Source organism: Tenacibaculum sp. TB-53 (genome assembly GCF_059716285.2).
In genome coordinates this window covers 1,497,301-1,513,923 of the sequence record NZ_CM202790.1, presented here as the reverse complement: position 1 = coordinate 1,513,923, position 16,623 = coordinate 1,497,301, and the positions used below count along the sequence as shown (strand labels likewise).

General features: G+C 28.5%; 18 protein-coding genes and 1 tRNA gene. 9 read left to right on the top strand and 10 right to left on the bottom strand.

Going from position 1 to position 16,623, the window contains the following annotated elements; genetic code table 11:
• Nucleotides 1-66 precede the first annotated feature (66 nt).
• Nucleotides 67-489 (bottom strand): pyridoxamine 5'-phosphate oxidase family protein, encoded by a 423-nt coding sequence (locus AC3VJB_RS06865; RefSeq protein ID WP_159492434.1) that lies wholly within the window; start codon nt 487-489, stop codon nt 67-69.
• A 269-nt stretch (nt 490-758) separates the two neighbouring features.
• On the opposite strand from AC3VJB_RS06865, the gene AC3VJB_RS06860 reads away from it, so the two are divergent.
• The 6 genes from AC3VJB_RS06860 to AC3VJB_RS06835 all read left to right on the top strand — a co-directional run bounded on the left by AC3VJB_RS06860 (nt 759) and on the right by AC3VJB_RS06835 (nt 5,769).
• Nucleotides 759-1,301: a helix-turn-helix domain-containing protein gene (locus tag AC3VJB_RS06860; protein ID WP_047789239.1), complete on the top strand. Its 543-nt coding sequence runs from the start codon at nt 759-761 to the stop codon at nt 1,299-1,301.
• Nucleotides 1,302-1,318: 17 nt separating this feature from the next.
• Nucleotides 1,319-1,765: a response regulator gene (locus AC3VJB_RS06855; RefSeq protein WP_047789238.1), complete on the top strand. Its 447-nt coding sequence runs from the start codon at nt 1,319-1,321 to the stop codon at nt 1,763-1,765.
• A gap of 2 nt (nt 1,766-1,767) precedes the next feature.
• Nucleotides 1,768-3,918, top strand: a complete 2,151-nt coding sequence (locus AC3VJB_RS06850) for a sensor histidine kinase (protein WP_167713530.1) — start codon at nt 1,768-1,770, stop codon at nt 3,916-3,918.
• 111 nt (nt 3,919-4,029) lie between these two features.
• On the top strand, nt 4,030-4,401 hold the full coding sequence (locus tag AC3VJB_RS06845) for a hypothetical protein (RefSeq protein ID WP_047789237.1): 372 nt from the start codon (nt 4,030-4,032) through the stop codon (nt 4,399-4,401).
• 188 nt (nt 4,402-4,589) lie between these two features.
• Nucleotides 4,590-4,712, top strand: coding sequence for a hypothetical protein (locus AC3VJB_RS06840; RefSeq protein WP_255724871.1), 123 nt, complete (start codon nt 4,590-4,592; stop codon nt 4,710-4,712).
• Between the two features lie 40 nt (nt 4,713-4,752).
• Entirely contained in the window at nt 4,753-5,769 is a 1,017-nt protein-coding gene (locus AC3VJB_RS06835) for a helix-turn-helix domain-containing protein (protein ID WP_497666944.1), read from the top strand.
• A gap of 600 nt (nt 5,770-6,369) precedes the next feature.
• Here AC3VJB_RS06835 and AC3VJB_RS06830 read toward each other — a convergent pair.
• Nucleotides 6,370-6,816, bottom strand: a complete 447-nt coding sequence (locus AC3VJB_RS06830; RefSeq protein ID WP_047789235.1) for a GNAT family N-acetyltransferase — start codon at nt 6,814-6,816, stop codon at nt 6,370-6,372.
• Nucleotides 6,817-6,845: 29 nt separating this feature from the next.
• Here AC3VJB_RS06830 and AC3VJB_RS06825 point away from each other — a divergent pair, with 29 nt between their 5' ends.
• Nucleotides 6,846-7,277 carry a GNAT family N-acetyltransferase gene (locus tag AC3VJB_RS06825; protein WP_047789234.1) on the top strand — a complete coding sequence of 144 codons (432 nt, stop codon included), beginning with the start codon at nt 6,846-6,848 and terminating at the stop codon, nt 7,275-7,277.
• Nucleotides 7,278-7,313: 36 nt separating this feature from the next.
• On the opposite strand, the gene AC3VJB_RS06820 is transcribed toward AC3VJB_RS06825, so the two are convergent.
• Nucleotides 7,314-7,387, bottom strand: a tRNA-Met gene (locus AC3VJB_RS06820).
• A gap of 104 nt (nt 7,388-7,491) precedes the next feature.
• On the opposite strand from AC3VJB_RS06820, the gene AC3VJB_RS06815 reads away from it, so the two are divergent.
• Both AC3VJB_RS06815 and AC3VJB_RS06810 read left to right on the top strand, forming a co-directional pair.
• Nucleotides 7,492-7,875 carry an START-like domain-containing protein gene (locus AC3VJB_RS06815; RefSeq protein WP_047789233.1) on the top strand — a complete coding sequence of 128 codons (384 nt, stop codon included), beginning with the start codon at nt 7,492-7,494 and terminating at the stop codon, nt 7,873-7,875.
• Between the two features lie 104 nt (nt 7,876-7,979).
• Complete coding sequence (locus AC3VJB_RS06810) at nt 7,980-8,810, top strand: aminotransferase class IV (RefSeq protein WP_047789232.1); 831 nt, start codon at nt 7,980-7,982, stop codon at nt 8,808-8,810.
• 2 nt (nt 8,811-8,812) lie between these two features.
• Here the strand turns inward: AC3VJB_RS06810 and AC3VJB_RS06805 are convergent, their stop codons facing one another.
• The 7 genes from AC3VJB_RS06805 to AC3VJB_RS06775 form a co-directional block, all read right to left on the bottom strand.
• Entirely contained in the window at nt 8,813-9,370 is a 558-nt protein-coding gene (locus AC3VJB_RS06805; RefSeq protein ID WP_073181203.1) for a YqgE/AlgH family protein, read from the bottom strand.
• Nucleotides 9,371-9,455: 85 nt separating this feature from the next.
• Nucleotides 9,456-10,205: a LytR/AlgR family response regulator transcription factor gene (locus AC3VJB_RS06800; protein WP_159492430.1), complete on the bottom strand. Its 750-nt coding sequence runs from the start codon at nt 10,203-10,205 to the stop codon at nt 9,456-9,458.
• 3 nt (nt 10,206-10,208) lie between these two features.
• Complete coding sequence (locus AC3VJB_RS06795) at nt 10,209-12,275, bottom strand: sensor histidine kinase (RefSeq protein ID WP_497666943.1); 2,067 nt, start codon at nt 12,273-12,275, stop codon at nt 10,209-10,211.
• 110 nt (nt 12,276-12,385) lie between these two features.
• Nucleotides 12,386-13,480, bottom strand: coding sequence for a hypothetical protein (locus AC3VJB_RS06790; RefSeq protein WP_047789228.1), 1,095 nt, complete (start codon nt 13,478-13,480; stop codon nt 12,386-12,388).
• Nucleotides 13,481-13,512: 32 nt separating this feature from the next.
• The gene (locus AC3VJB_RS06785) at nt 13,513-13,728 is read right to left on the bottom strand and encodes a hypothetical protein (protein WP_047789227.1); all 216 of its coding nucleotides are present in this window, start codon (nt 13,726-13,728) and stop codon (nt 13,513-13,515) included.
• 214 nt (nt 13,729-13,942) lie between these two features.
• The gene (locus AC3VJB_RS06780) at nt 13,943-16,120 is read right to left on the bottom strand and encodes a PepSY domain-containing protein (RefSeq protein ID WP_497666942.1); all 2,178 of its coding nucleotides are present in this window, start codon (nt 16,118-16,120) and stop codon (nt 13,943-13,945) included.
• Nucleotides 16,121-16,147: 27 nt separating this feature from the next.
• On the bottom strand, nt 16,148-16,579 hold the full coding sequence (locus tag AC3VJB_RS06775; protein ID WP_371875267.1) for a DUF2271 domain-containing protein: 432 nt from the start codon (nt 16,577-16,579) through the stop codon (nt 16,148-16,150).
• Nucleotides 16,580-16,623: the final 44 nt, after the last annotated feature.

Below are 16,623 nucleotides of genomic sequence, written 5' to 3'. Positions count from 1 at the left end.
AATCCATCCTAAAAAAGCAGTTCACAACGAACTGCTTTTTTTATTTGTGATAATTATAAAAACTTTTTAAATGGTTACAGATTTTTTCAAATTTATATCCCAGTAGTATGCATTGTTTATAATAACTTTAAGGATAGTAATGGTGTGAAGGTTATTATTTTTTAAGTCTTGTTGTGAGAGTAACTTATCTATAATTCCTTTTGATTCGTAATGAATGCCCTTACCTCTGATTGATAAATATTGTTTGTCTGTGTTATTAGTAAAAGTTAAGAGTAAGTCATTATCTTTTTCAATGTTTTTATAGTGTTCAGATTCTTTATCTGATAAAAACCACAAAGCTCCATCATTGTCAATTGTTTTAACAGTCATAGGGCAAACCGAAGGGTTTGGTTTACTTAACGAACTAATTAACATGCATGTTGGGGTGTTTATTAGGATAGACTGAATTCTTTCAATAGCATTTTTATCTACTAAATCATTTTTTTTCATCTGTCTAATCTTTATAAAATTATTACGTACAAAGTTGAGGAAAGTATAGTTTTTTTTTAACTCAAAAAGAAAAAAAAAGAGCTTATATAATATTATGTTAAGTGTTTTTTAGTAGATACTTTATTAATTTAAATTGTTTTTTAAGTTCATTTTAACTTTACATTAAAAAATAAAAGTAAAATAATCATTTAAGAGGCTTTGTAAAAGTTTAAAAAAAACTACTTTTGATTGTTTGGAGGGAAGAGTAGTATTTAATAATGTAAATTGACATGAAAATTTATTTAAAATTTGATGCTAACACAGCTTTAAAATCTTTTTTAACGTATCATTTAAAAGAGTTAAGCTTGCCCTTTTATGTAACAAGCTCTCAAGAAGTAGTTTTTGAAAAGGAACTTTCTTTAAATGAAAAAGAAAAAATAAAAGAATTATTAGCTCCTTTTAAAATAGATATTACTAACGATGAAAAGTTAGATGTTGTTCAGCGAATAAAAATAATTATTGATGAGATGTTGAAAGATGAAGCAGCAGCAAGGATGAATGCTTCTGATTATTTGTCTGATAAGTTAAATTATTCGTATGCTTATTTATCTAACTTGTTTTCTGAATCAAACCACACCTCAATAGAAAACTACATAATTTTAAGAAAAGTAGATGTAGTTAAAGAATTATTGTTAAATAGTAATTTAACATTAACTGAAATAGCCTATAGATTAAACTATAGTAGTGTCGCTCATTTGTCAGGGCAGTTTAAAAAAGTAACTGGACTTACCACTTCTACTTTTAAACGTATAGTGGAAAAACGTAACCAATAATCAGGTATTAGTTAATTATGGCTAAAGATAAATTAAAAATTATTTTAACAGACGATGATATAGATGATCGTATGTTTTTTGAAGATGCTATTGAGGAGATAAATATTGCCTCAGAGCTAAAAACATTTAACCATGGACAAGATTTAATGAGTTATTTGTGTAATGATTGTAAAGAGCTTCCTAATTTAATTTTTTTAGACTTGAATATGCCTATTAAAAATGGTATGGAATGCTTAATAGATATTCGTAAAACTCCAAAATTACAAAGTATAATAGTAGCTATATACTCAACATCTTCTTCAGAAGAAGATATTGAAGAGGCGTTTGTTAATGGAGCTAATATATACATAAACAAACCTACATCTTTTAAAGAATTAAAGAAAGTTATAAAAAAAGTGCTGCAAATTAATTGGCAGTACCAAACTTCAAATTTAAATAAAGATAACTTTTTATTAAGAATTTAGCTATGTTTGAAAATAGTTTTACTCAATCAAATAAAGCTTATGTTGTTACTTCATCTATAGCTATAGGTATGTTACTTGTAGTCTTTATAGTGTCTTATGTTTTTTTTCAAGACTTTCAAAATGCTACAGACTCTTCAAAAATTAATTATGATGAATATATAAAGCTAGAGGAGCTTTCAAAAAAATATAAATTAATGCAAACCGAGCATTTAGAAGCGGCTATTTTAAGAAGAAAATTAGACCCAGATAAATGGTATACTATAAATAACGATATATATATAAGTATTCAAGGTTTGTTATTTGATTTTAGAAATAAGCCTAAACAGTTAGAGCGTATTAATAAAATAGCGGAAGAACAAAATAAACTATTTGGTAATTTAGTAGAGTTAGATACTACCTTTAGTTCTTTAAGAAATAGTATAAAAAAGAAGAAAATTTTAGGAATAAACTCTTCTTTACATAAAATAGACTCTATAAAAAAACATATTTTAGAACAACAGAAAGAAGATATTTCTAAACTAGTAACTTATCGTGAAGAGAAGAATGAATCAGTTATTAGAATGATGGTTATATCGTCTGCTTTTGCATTGCTTTTATTATTATTTTCTTTATATAGATTGTTTGTGAGTCGTAAGTTGTACTTTAAAACAAACTCACTTTTAAAAAGTATTTTAAATGCTTCTACTGATATAGTTAGAGTTTATACTCCTGTTTATGATAATAATAAAGAGGTAATAGACTTTAAAATTGAATATGCAAGTAGTGCGAAAGAAATATATGGTTATAATAGTAAAGAACTGTTGGGTAGGCTGGTTACTGAAGTTTATCCTGAGTTAAAAGTATCAGGAGAATTACAAAAATTAATAGATTCCTTTTCCTTACAGAAATCAATAGAAGAAGTTTCTGAAATTGATGTAGATGAAGAAAAAACAACATATTTAAGACGTTTTTTCCCTTCTCAAGATGATATAAAAGTGATTATATCAGATATATCAAAATCAAGAAAATATGAGAAAGACTTATCTAAATTAAATCATGAATTAAAATTAAGTAATGATTTATTAAAAGAAGCAGAGAAAATAGCTGAGATGGGGAGTTATATATGGTTTATGAAAGTAGACCATACTATTTTGTCAGATAATGTTTATAGGATTTTAGGATATAAACCACAAGAGTTCGCTTCTTCTTCTGTAAAGTTTAGGGAGTTTGTACATCCAGATGATTTAGAGCTTTATGATAAGAATATAAACGAAGCTTATCAAAAAGAGCAGGCGGTTGAATTTATTTTTAGAGTAATAACGAAAGAAAATGTAATAAAACATTTGTATACAAACGGAGCATTTAATGAACATGACAATAAAATAACGATGATTGGGATAATTCAAGATGTAACTAAACAGGTAGAAACAGAATTGCAGTTGCAACAAAAAAATGCTGAATTAGTACATCAAAACGTAGAGTTAGAATCTTTTAATCGTATTGCAAGTCATGATTTACAAGAACCATTAAGAAAAGTACAAATGTACCTGTCAAGGCTCACAAATGATGATGAGTTATCAGAAAAAAACAAACAGTATATTGAAAGGGCTAATAGCGCTAGTTTAAGAATGCGTACATTAATAAATAATTTATTGTCTTTTTCTAGAATAAATAGAAAAGAAGACGATTTGTCATTAGTAAATTTAAATAATGTACTACAAGATGTAATAGATGACTTGTCATTAACTATAGAAGAAGCTAATGCTGTTTTAGAGTATACAGAATTGCCTGCTGTAAAAGGGATAGAATTTCAGTTAAATCAGTTATTTAACAATTTAATATCTAATGCAATTAAGTATCGTAATAAAGAAAAGGATCTAAAAGTAACCATAACTTCTAAAAAAATTGAAGCTATTGATATTGATGAGCCTTTCGTAAAAAATCATCAAGCATATTATTTAATTAAAGTAATAGATAATGGTATAGGTTTTGACAATAATATGAGAGATAAAATCTTTGAAATGTTCCAACGTTTACATCTAAAGCATGAATATTCTGGAACAGGTATAGGATTAGCTATTTGTAAAAAAATTGTATTAAAACATCAAGGGTATATTCAAGCTACAGGAATAAAGGGTAGTGGTGCTGTGTTTACAATATATTTACCAGCATAGTTTAAGTTTTTAATGAATTCTAAAGATTATATAACACAAAGTAAAAATTATATAACACACGGTTTTTAGATACACTGCATCTTTGTAGTATAATTTAAAAACAAGAAAAACATGAAGAATTTAATCAAATTATTAAGCATTTTAGGAGTAGTTTTATTAACAGTTACAGCATGTAGTGAAAGTGATGATCCAAAAGATAATGATTTATTTGTAGGTACATATGAAGGAAGTGTTTCTTATGATAATGGAGAAAACTCAATTTCGGCAGAAAATGGAAGTGTTACAGTAGCTAAAACAGGAGATACATACAATTTTATTTTTTCTGACGACATACCATCAATTAGTGGTTTAGAAATAGAAAAAGGTGAAAATAAGTTTGAGTTAGATTGGGATGAGGCTAGTCTTATTGTAATAGATGAAAGTTCTTTAAATATAAAGATGGCCAAAGATGGGAAGTCGTGGAGTGCAAACTGTAAACGATAATAAATTATAAATAATGATAAAAAAAGATCTCTACATAGAGATCTTTTTTTTGTTAAAAACAATCTTAACATCAATGATTACACGTGTTTTAATTGTTTCTAAAAATTATATAAAACAAAGCAAAAATTATGTAACGAAGAATGCGTGTATTGGTTGCATTTTTGTAATGTAATTAATAACGAAATATAATGAAGACTAGAGTATATGATAAGCAAGGGTTAAATGCTAAAGTAGGTAAGATAGTAGCTAAAACAGAATATTTACAAAACTTAGCTTCACAAGCAAAAACACCAAAAAAGAAAAAATGTTAGAATAAAGAAAAACTAATTTATTAACCTAAAAAGAGTAGACATGAAAACACTTCACATAAATAGCAGTTCAATAGTAAAAACGTTTGGTCAATTGAAAGAGCAATTATCAGCTTCATATAAAAAATGTTTCAAAGAGCATTGCTTAACCTTTGATAATGAAATTGGTTATGGTGAAGTGAGAGGTGTTTTACTAAAAAATAACATTTCATATTTAGAGTTTAATGTTACTTTTAATGAAGATATAGCCCTAAATATAAATACAAATATTAGTAAAGCAGTAAATATAGCTTATTGTAGTAAAGGTAAAATAGCGCATCAGTTTACTAAGAAAAACAAAAAAACAACATTAGAGCCGTTTCAGATAGGTTTTATGTCAAACATAACATCGTCTAAGAATACCATTTACTTTAAAAAAGAAACAAATGTAATTGTTACTCTTATAACAGCTTACGAATTAACAGCTTCAGTTAAAAAAAATACAGTTCATCAAGAGTTGTTTGAAACTTTTGTAAAAAATAAAAAAGAAAATAATATTTTTATTAGTTCTCATAATTTAAAAATAGCAGAAAAAATAGAGCAAGTAACGAAGATAAAAGAAGATGGGGTAATGCGTAGTTTACTAATTGAAGGTATAGTACATATGGTTTTAGCTCTAGAAATACAACAGTACAAAAGGGATTTGAAGAATTCTAAACAACCTACAGGGAGTTTAACGTTAAGAGAAATGCAAGAGATAAAAGAAATTTCTACGTACATAAAAAATTATCCAGAAAGAGCAACTACTATAGAAGATTTATGTAAAAAAACAGGAGTAACTTCCTCAAAGCTTCAAGAAGGATTTAAATTAATGCATAATACAACTGTGAATGATTTTATAAGGACAGAAAGAGTAAAAAAATCAGAAGAATTAATAAAAAATAGTGATTTAAACATATCACAAATAGTTTATTCTGTAGGATTTTCTAGTAGAAGTTACTTTTGTAAGATATTTAAACAAAAATACAATTGCACTCCTACAGAATACAAATCTAGAATTAAGTTAGCTGCAACAGCATAATATATTTCATTTTTTTTTGACAAAAAGAGGCTACATGTAGCCTCTTTTTGTTTTTATAATCAAACTTTTAAGTGAACTATCTTTTAAAATAAAAGATAGTTCATGTTGGGGGTTAATAAGTAATAAATAGAATATCGATTATACTGTGTTTAAAATTTATAGATTATTAAGAATAAAGAAACTTGACCCAAATAATAAAGATTAAAATAATAGTGCCCCATGAAAGGATATAGAAAAAGAATTGGAAAAAATTAAATAATTTGTCTTTACCAGCTAGAGTTGTTTTATATTTTTTATGGAAGTTTCTTGATCTATTTATAAGAAAACTTGAACCTTTTCTGATAAAAAAGAAAGAGAATATTAAGAATAATGTATCTATGAAAACTTTATACATGTGAGCAAAATTATTAAAAATAGAGAAAAATAAAATTGTAGTATAAATTATAAAAAAGAACCCACTCAAAATATTGAGTGGGAAAATTGCTATGAAAAAGAACTTAAGACGTCTCTTAAGTATTACAAAGATATTTAGAATTTAATGAATAATAGAATAAAAAGAATAATACTTTTAAAAAATAAGAAATTGTAATTTTTGTAGCTTTAATAAAAGTTTTTATCATCTCGTAAAACTTTTAAAAAATGGAAACCATAAATTTCAAAACCTTCGTTGTAATAAAATTTATGAGACTTCCTATTAGCAGTGTACGTGTTTAATTCAACTGCCTCGCACCCTTTAGATTTAGTGTAATTGTATATCCACTTGAAAAGCTGTTTTCCAACACTTTTACCTCTATAAGTTTCATGTATAACTACATGATCTGGCTCTACACTTTTACCAATATAGTGCCTAGTACTATACCAAAGCCCGCAAATACCTATAAGCTTGTTGTTGTCATAAACACCTATACATTCGTAGTTAGGGTATGCTACCATTTCTATCACTCTGTTTTTTAAAATATCATGTGGTGTTGTGGTGTTAACTTTATGTAAAAGAGGAAGGATAATAAGAATATCTTCTTTACTAATGAGGTTAAATTTTATATTCATTCTGTATTTTTGGATTAAAGAAATTTTAGATGATAAAAATAAAAAATATATCAGCTCAAGAAACTTATAATATTAGATTAACGGTTTTGCGTAATAATATAGATTTACCTTATAAGTTTAAAGAAGATGAGTATGGAAGTACATTTCATTTAGGAGCTTTTTACAAAACTAAGTTGGTAGGTGTAGCTTCTTTTATTCAAAATAAAACAGAAGCTATTAAAGGATTGCAATATCAATTAAGAGGAATGGCTACTTTGCCAGAAGTTAGAGGTATGGGGGCAGGAAAGTTACTACTAGAAGAGGCAAAAAGCATTTTAAAAACTAAAAGCATAGACGTTCTGTGGTGTAATGCAAGAGAAGAAGCAGTAGGGTTTTATGAAAATTTAGATTTCGTAATTATAGGTGAGAAGTTTAAGGTGCAAAAGGTAGGTGTTCATTTTAAAATGTACAGTAAAGTATAAATACAAAAAAACCCAAATCAAAAGATTTGGGTTTTGTAGCGAGGAGCAGATTTGAACTGCCGACCTCAGGGTTATGAATCCTGCGCTCTAACCAACTGAGCTACCTCGCCTGATTGCGGGTGCAAATATAATTACTTTTTGGTTTTAAGCAACAAACATTTAAATTTTTTTTTAAAAAATAATTATCTATATTGGCACTCAAACAAAAAAATAAATGAGCAAAGTTAAATTTGAATTAGAGTTTCCTATTCATGCATCTCCAAGTATGTTATATCAATACTTCGCGACACCAGCAGGATTAGAAGAGTGGTTTGCAGATAGAGTTAATTCACGAGGAAAACTGATTACCTTTATTTGGGATGATTCTGAAGAAGAAGCAAAAATAATAACAAAAAAAGCAGATGAACGTATTAAGTTTAAATGGACTGAAAGTGAGGGTGATGATAGTTATTTTGAATTCAGAATTCAAGTAGACCCATTAACAAAAGATGTTGCTGTAATTGTTACAGATTTTGCAGATGATGAAGATGATGTAGAGGAAGCAAAAATGCTTTGGCAAAACCAAATAGAAGAGTTAAAACATACAATAGGAGCCTAACATATTTATAATTAATAAGTATTTAAAAAAACTCGGCAATTTTGTCGAGTTTTTTATGGCTAATATTTACCTAAATTGTAAGTTTGCAATTAAAATTTTAGGAAATGGTAAACTTTAATGGAACTTTGGTTTCTGATAACGAAGTGCAAATTTCAACAAAGAATAGGGCTTTTAAGTATGGCGATGCTATTTTTGAAACAATTAAAGTATTAAATGGTAAAGTTGTTTTTGTAGAAGATCACTACTTTAGATTAATGGCATCAATGAGAATGCTTCGTATGAAGATACCTATGAGGTTTACCCTTGAGTTTTTACAAGAAGAAATCCTTAAAGTAACAAAACAATTACCTGAATTTTCTACTTATAGGGTACGATTAACTGTTTTTAGAAAAGATGGTGGCTTATATGCACCCGTTACAAATGAAATAGATTATATTATTGAAGGAGCTCCAATAGAAAATGTAGAGAAAGAGACTTATAGAATGGATGTTTTTAAAGATTTTTATAACTATTCAGGATTGCTTTCAACAATAAAAACAACAAATAGAATGTTAAATACATTAGCAGCCGTTTTTGCAGAAGAAAACGATTTAGATAACTGTATTTTACTAAATGAGCGTAAGGGAGTCGTTGAAACTATTAATGGAAACATCTTTGTAGTAAAAGGAAACACAATAAAAACTCCTGCCTTAACTGAAGGCTGTATCAAAGGAATTATTAGAAAAAAAGTAATTGAAATTATTGAGAAACACGGAGAATACACAATAGATGAAACAACTATTTCTCCTTTTGAGATTCAAAAAGCAGACGAGGTTTTTATAACCAATGCTATTGTAGGAATTCAGCCAGTTACCAATTATCGTAAAAAAGAGTTTTCAACAGTGATAACTAATAAAATTAAAAGTAGCTTAAAACTAGCGATAGTAACTAGCTAAGGTTAGTTCATTTGAATGTCGCTAGGAGCGTTAGCCCAAATTTTATATTTGCCTCCTCTTTGTAGTAACTTGTTTTTCCAAAAGTCTCTATCGTTCGCAGTTAAAATATTTTCATAGTCATTCTCTGCTATAAACCAAGAGTTCATTAATAGTTCCTCTTCCAATTGGTTTGCTCCCCAACCAGAATAACCTAAAAAGAAACGAATATCAGTAGATTTTAATTGTTTATTATTTAATAACTCTTTTAACAGGTCAAAATTTCCTCCCCAATAAATACCGTTTGCGACCTCAATACTGTTAGGTAGTAAATGTGGAGCTTTGTGGATAAAATATAAATTATCCTGTTCTACAGGTCCACCTTGGTACACTGTAAAGTCACAGTCTATTTCAGAAACTAAATCGCTAAGTACATAGTCTAAAGGTCTGTTTAAAATAAAACCCACAGAGCTTTTTTCATTATGTTCAGTAAGTAATACAATAGTTCTTTTAAAAGAGCTATCATTTAAAATTGCTGGTTCAGCAATTAATAACCTACCTTTTTTCGGCTTAAATGCAACCATATTTTTATAGTTTATAAACACTAAGGTAAATAAAATTTTAATAAAACTTTAACAAAAGTGTTAAAAAATCATAAAAAAATAAGGGCTACATTCTTTCTAAAACATTAATGACTTCATTTTTTTTACGAACTGAAACAGGAACAGTTGTTTTGTTTTTTAAAACTAAATATCCTCCATCAGATTTTATGAATTCCTTAATGAATTGAATATTAATTAGATGACTTTGGTGAACTCGTAAAAAATCGTATTCCTTCAACATGTCAGCAAAGTGCTTTAAGGTTTTTCCAACTAATATTTTTTGTCCATCATTCATAAAAAACTCTGTGTAATTATTATCGGACTGACAACGAACAATATCGTCTAAATTTACCACCATAATTTTGTCAGAAGTGTTTAATGAGATCTTTTTAGGACGTTGATTTGGTTTTGAAATGGATTGCTGTAGTACTGTTAGCTGTTCTTTATCGGGTTTAATTTGATTTTTTGCTTTATTAATTGCGCTTGCTAAATCTTCGTTTGAATATGGTTTTAATACATAATCAATAGCAGCAAATTTAAAAGCTTTAATGGCATACTCGTCGCTTGCAGTAACAAAAATAATTTTTGAGGATAGGTTTGGATGAATTTCTAAAACATCAAAACCAGTACCGTCTCCCAGCATAATATCTAAAAATAAAATATCTGGTTGTTGCTTTCGTAAAACTTTTGAAGCTTCAACCACACTTTTAGCAGTACCAATAATTTCAATTTCTGGATGAAATTGAATGAGATCGTTTTGTAACATTTCTAAAGCTGTTGACATATCGTCTACTAAAATTGCAGAAAGTTTTTTCATGTTTTAAAAATCAGTTTTTAAAGGAATTTCAAATAGTACCTTAGTTCCTGTTACTTTTCCTTCATTATATAATTCAATAATGGAAAAAGCTCCCTTTTTTGACAGGTTTCGAATTCGTTCTTGCGTAACTTTTAAAGCTACGGATTTATGTGAGCTAACTTTTTTAAGTTCTTTTGATTGATGAATACCAATACCGTTATCTATTATTTCACAATGTAAAAGATTATTTTTTATAGAAAAACTGATCCTAATTTTTCCTTTTTCAACAGAAGAGATTCCGTGTTTTATACTGTTTTCAACAAAAGGTTGTATTAGCATTGGTGGAATTAGAATTTCTTCAGGATCAATAGAAAGATTTGTAGTTATTGAATATTCAAAGGTATTTGAGTTTATTTGTTGTTCTAGTTCAACATAATTTTTTAGTGTGGTAATTTCTTCAGCTAAGCTAATTTCTTCTTGTCTAGAATTGTGTAAAACACCACGTAAAAGAGTAGCAAATTTACTAATGGTTGTATTTAATTCAACTGATTTCCCCGAGTTACCCAATGCTTTAATTCCATTTAAGACATTAAAAATAAAATGCGGATTCATTTGAAGTTGCAAGGCTTTTTGCTCTAGAGATATCAAATGATTTTCCAGTTCTAACTTTGTAACTTTAGCTTTGTTTTTAGCTTGAATTCTTCTGATATATGACCAAACAATGAGTGTTAAAATTATGCTGGCTACTCCAATGGTAGACCAAATAAACCAACTTTTTTTATAGATAGGAGTATCAATATAAAAATTAAACTCAATAGGAGTGCTTTCAATTTTTCCAATTCTTGATTGAGCTGAAAAAGTATAGTTTCCTGGAGAAAGATAAGCTAAATCAATAGCGCTTTTAGTACTCCAGGGACTGGTTTGATTGTTGAGCGTATAGCGATACTCCAACTTATTTGAGTTGCTAATATCTATTGTTTTGTAATAAAAAGAGATATGGTTTTTATCTGCAGGGAGTTTTAGAGTTTTGCTGTAGTTGTTTATGTTAATGCTATCTAAAGGAGTAAAAACTACCTCAATATTTTCAAAAGAAATGGTAGGCTTTTTTTGTATTGGTTTGTCACTTTTAATAAAATAAACTCCCTTATCTTTTGTAGAAACCCAAGTGTTATTTTCGCTGTCTTGAAAGGTACTGGTAATTTTATTGGTAGTTAAGCTGTTATATTTATTAATATTTTTAACGAAATTAAAATTAGCATCTAGTACTTCAATACCATTATCCTCAGAGATAACCCAAAATTGATTATTAATTTTTTTAATTTCAATAACATTTTGTGCAGTGATGCTTTGTGTTTCTACTTCGTTATTTTTAATGAATTTAAGCCCTTTGTTATAAGTGGTAGCAATTATCGTTTTTTCGTTAATTAAAAGAGAAGTGTAATTATTTACATCAATTCTTTTTAAAACTTTAGGATTGATAAGCTTATCAAGCTTCCACAAAGATTTATTAGTAGCTATCCAGTAAAATTTTCCATCAAATAACATATCGTTAATCTGATTTAAATCAATTTGAAAGTTGGTACGAAGAGGAGAGAGATAGTTTTCACGAACTCTAACAATCCCTTTATTAGTACCTAAAAAAGTACGGTTTTTAACGGTTAAAATGCAGTTAACATTGTTGCCTTCAAAATTAGTAAATCCATGATGTTTTTTTATACTTAAACCTTTGTCAGTACCTATAAAAAGAGTATTTCCTTTTGAAGAAATGATATTAACGTTGTTGGAAATAAGTCCGTTTTTTGTAGTAAAAGTAGTAAACTCATTTCCGTTAAATTGAATTAGTCCGTTGTTAGAAGCTAACCATACATAACCAGTTTTATCTTGAGCGCCACTATTTATATGTAGACTAGGTAACCCATTATTTTTTGTATAGGTTTTTAAAGGTTGGTTTTGTGCAGAAACATTTATCAGACCACAGATAAAACAGCAAAGTAGTAAAAAAACAAAATTTTGTACTGAGTGTTTTTGAGTACTCAATACAAAATTGTTTCTCATAGCTGTTTTTGTAATATGATATTGGGTTTTCATCATAACAAAAGTACTTAAATAAAACGTCATTACGAAGGGAAGGAGGTTGAAGTAATTACTTTTATTATGAGGTTTTCCTAGGTTCGTAATGACGTTTGTTCAACAATTATTAGTTATTTCATAGCGTATAAACGCTTATTATTAGTATCTGGTTTTACATGTTCTAACTCTCCATAAGGTTTCGTTAAAGGTTTTAAAACACATAGAGCAGAAGATTTCCCTTTTATAATTAACTGACTGTTTTTTACAGTATAGGTCCATCTAAATTTCTCTACAGGAATATTTGTTTTTTCAACTTCTTTCATTAAAGCTTCTTCGCTTGCAATAAAATCCATAATTTCTTCTTGCATTACAAAGTGAGGAATTTCGTTATCAGAGTTATGGTAATCTAACTCTAGATTTACAGGAATGGTATACTGAATAGTATAAGGCTCTCCCACATAACGCTCTCTTTCATTGTTTAAAGCGTCGTACCAAGCAATTTCTTTTTCTTCTGGATATTTTTTAGCGATTTCTTTTGATAAATCTACTTTACCAGGAGAGTTTGCTGTTGGATAAAATACATAGTACGGTTGAGCTAAATAATGGTTAGAAAACTCTCCTCCAAAAACATTGTAGTACGGTGATGCAACTACTTGAGGAATTTTATTTTCAGTTATAAAAGCACTTTTTAAAGTGTTTATTAAATCAGTGTTTTCTGCCAATTGATTGGTATGAAAAATAATTCTAGTGTCATCAGTAATAGCTTCACTTTTTACAGAAGGTAATGCACCTTTAGTAATTGTTTTTTGTAACGTTTCAGCAGTTACTTTATCTCCATTAACTACAGTTTCTAAGTTCATTGCTCTAAAAGGGTTGTTGTTATTTACGATATGAACTTCTCCGTAAGGATTTTCAGTAGTATTGTTGTTCATCCAAGAAATAATTTCTTCTACTGAATATTTGCCATTAATTATTTCGTAGTTTTTTTCTTTGAAATATACTCTGGCACTATCGTAAAAATGGCTGTTTCCTTTATCATTCCCTGTAATAAATACTATGGGTTTTCTGTATTCCACAGCTAGTTTTTCAATAGTTTCCTCTGTGGTAGCAATGTTTCCCTGTTCTTGATTTTTGTTGTCACTTTTTGTGTTATCACAACTAGAAAATACTCCGATTAGTAGTAGTAATCCCATTACTGTACCTACTTTTAAAATGTTTTGTTTCATAGTTTTTTGTTTTAAGGTTAATATAGTTACTGTTATTGTTGTAAAATGATGGTTACATCCTTTCCTAAATTTATACTAGTTGATAGTTTGTTTAAGATGTTAGGAAGGTTTCGGTCGTTAATCCACTGACCGTTTTCTTGTTTTTCAACAGAAGCGATTAATCCGCTTGTATTTATTTGTAATTTTAAACTTGTGTATTTTTCTAAATACATTTTTAATACTGATGAATAATTGTTGTTTGACCACATAATTGTTGTTTTTATATGATCAAAATTACCACAGAAGTACAGGTAGATTTGGAGTAAATTAGAATTCGTAGTAGATAAATTAGAATTCGTTGATTTTTATAGGAAAGGCAATTAAATGTAGAAAACATATACCCAATTATCCAGTAGTAACCTGATAATTGGGTAATCTAAATATCTTGATTGTATTCTAACAGAAAAGCTGTTTTTTTATCTATTAATAACAATCTGTTTTAATTTGATTCTTCTTTTTAAAGTAGTCCAAAGATGTGTTTAGTTTAGTTGAAGTTATTTGTTCTAATACCTTTTCAACACCTTTTAGCATTTTGATAGAACCACAAATCATGATGGTTCCTCCGTTTTGTAAAACAGTAGAAATTGTAGTTTCTTTTTTTAGTAACAAATCTTGTACATACTCTTTCTCTTTTTCTTGAGAATAGGCAATATGAATGTTCTTTTGTTCTATGTTTTTTAGCAAAGGAGCATACATTTTTAATGATTCTTTTGTTCTTCCTCCCCAGAATAAATGCGCTTTAGTACCATTTTTATGTTGTAACATTCCTAAAAAAGGAGCGATACCTGTTCCGTTAGCAATTAAGACTACTTCTTTCTTTTTCCTAGGAAAATAGAAGTCTTTATTCTGTTTGATGCTTGCTTTAAGTGGTTCATTTTGTTTTAACTGATAAAGTAGATTAGAACACACTCCGAGGTCATGTTTTTTAATACTTAGTATGATGTCATTATCTATTTTTCCAACAGAATATAAACGTTCAATATTGTCTTCTTCAGGAGTTATAGATAGTAAATCACCAGAGTTAAAACGAATTTTTTTAGTTGGCTGTAAGCGGACTAAAAAGGAATCATCATTATTTAAATCAGTTTTAGAAACTGTGGTAAAAGTTTGTTGTTTTTTAGTTTTTTTAACCTCTTGTATCAATTCAAAATTAATTTCAGTTTTTTTACTCCATGAATGTCCCCAAGTTTTAAAATCTTGAAAAGACTGGTTGTTAATTTTATAAACAGGTAACAGAGGTGTAAACTCTGGGAGTTGCTGTAGTTTGTTATCTATATCAATTGCAAATTGGCAAAAATGAGGATATGCTCTAGAGCCAAAACCAACTATTGAATAGTTAATCTTATTTTGAATCACTGTTTGTTGAACTAACTGTAAGAATTTAGAAGCGTTAGAAGGAGCTTCACCTTCTCCGTAAGTTGAAGTTAATATAATTAGATGTTTCGCATTTTTGTACGAAGTGTAATTGTTTAAGATATCGATAAAAACTGGGATGCTTTTTTTGATTAAAGCATTGTGTAAAGAGGAAGCAAAAAGGTAGGTGTTGTTTGTTTCTGAGCCTACTAAAATGATAATTTCTGCATTGTCTTTATTAGTTTTATTTTTAGGAAGTGAGTTTTTTTGCGCTCTTTTGACGGTCATTGCAAAGCCTGAATAGATAAAAAACAGGATAGATATTGAAGAAAGTAACAATATAATTGACCATACAATAGTTCCGTTTCCTGTATGTAATAACAAACTCCAATTTAAAAGTATGCTGGTTAACGAAAGATTTTCTTTACTAATGATGGTTCCTGTATATTGATGAATGATTAGTTCACTATCGGTTAGTTTCACAAAAAAGTAATCCTCCTCATCTTCAGAAAAAGGGAACTCAACACTTTTTACTTCATTCAAAGTAGTGTTTTTAAATACTGGAAATTCAAGAAGTGTTATTTTTTCTTTTGAAGAAGCTAAAGAAAAATCATAAGAGTGATTAATTTTTTCCACAGGTAAAACAGAAAACCTATCTAACGATAAATATACACCTGTTAATGTGATGATAATGATAGGGATAAGCGTGTAACGACCAATAATAATGTGGTAATACTGTTCAAAATTCTCCTTTACAATTTTAGAAAAAAGCTTTTTAAAGCCTCCTTGTCGTTTAGTAATTAGAATGAGTCCTGTGATAGCAATTAAGCAAAGTAAAAAAGAAATAAAGCCAACAATAAATCTTCCTGTAGACTTCAAAAATAAAGATCTGTGTAAGCTCGTGGCAAACTGAAAAATTGGTTTCTTTTTTTCGATATCACCTAATTTTTCACCTGTAGTTGGGTTTACATAAAATGTGTCACTTTTTCCTTCTTTGGTAACTACCGAAGCTGATACAAAATCATTCTCATCAATAGTGATAGAAATTACTTCGTCATATTGTTTTTGCAGTACAGAAATTGTTTGAGCAAGTGTAATTTCTTTTGCGTTAGAAATACTATAGTCTGAAAGCTGTTTTGAAATAGGTTCAAAAGCTAAAATAATACCTGTAAATGAAGCAACAAGTAAAAAAAGAAAAGAAGATATAGCCAATGTTAAGTGGCTATATCTCCATATAGAAGTGGTCATTTTTGTTAGCTATTTCTATTGATAAAGTTATTGAGGCATTAAACGGATGTAACGAATAAATCCATTTCCTTCAAATTTACCTTTAAGGTTGTTGGTAGTTAATTCAAACTCTACATCGTCTTTGTAGTACTCTTGATCTTCTACAGCCGATTCAAATCTGATTTTATATCCTTTATCAATTTTATCGTTGTCAATTTTTAATACGGTAATCGCTCTGTTACCTCCACTAATTGTTGCTCCTGTGATAGCGTCAATGTCAGTACGAACCTTACCTTGGAATTTCCACCACTCGGTAATGTCAGAGTACCACTCTTCATCATCACCTTGAACGTATAATGTTTGTTCGTATTTTCCATTAGGGTTTAATAATGAAATAGCAATATATGCACCTTCACCAGTATAATTTTTCATCTGAATCATACATTTATATGTGGCACTATCATTTATGTTAAAAGCCATTATTGTGAATACAGTAATAAAAAGAGCTATGATTTTTTTCATTT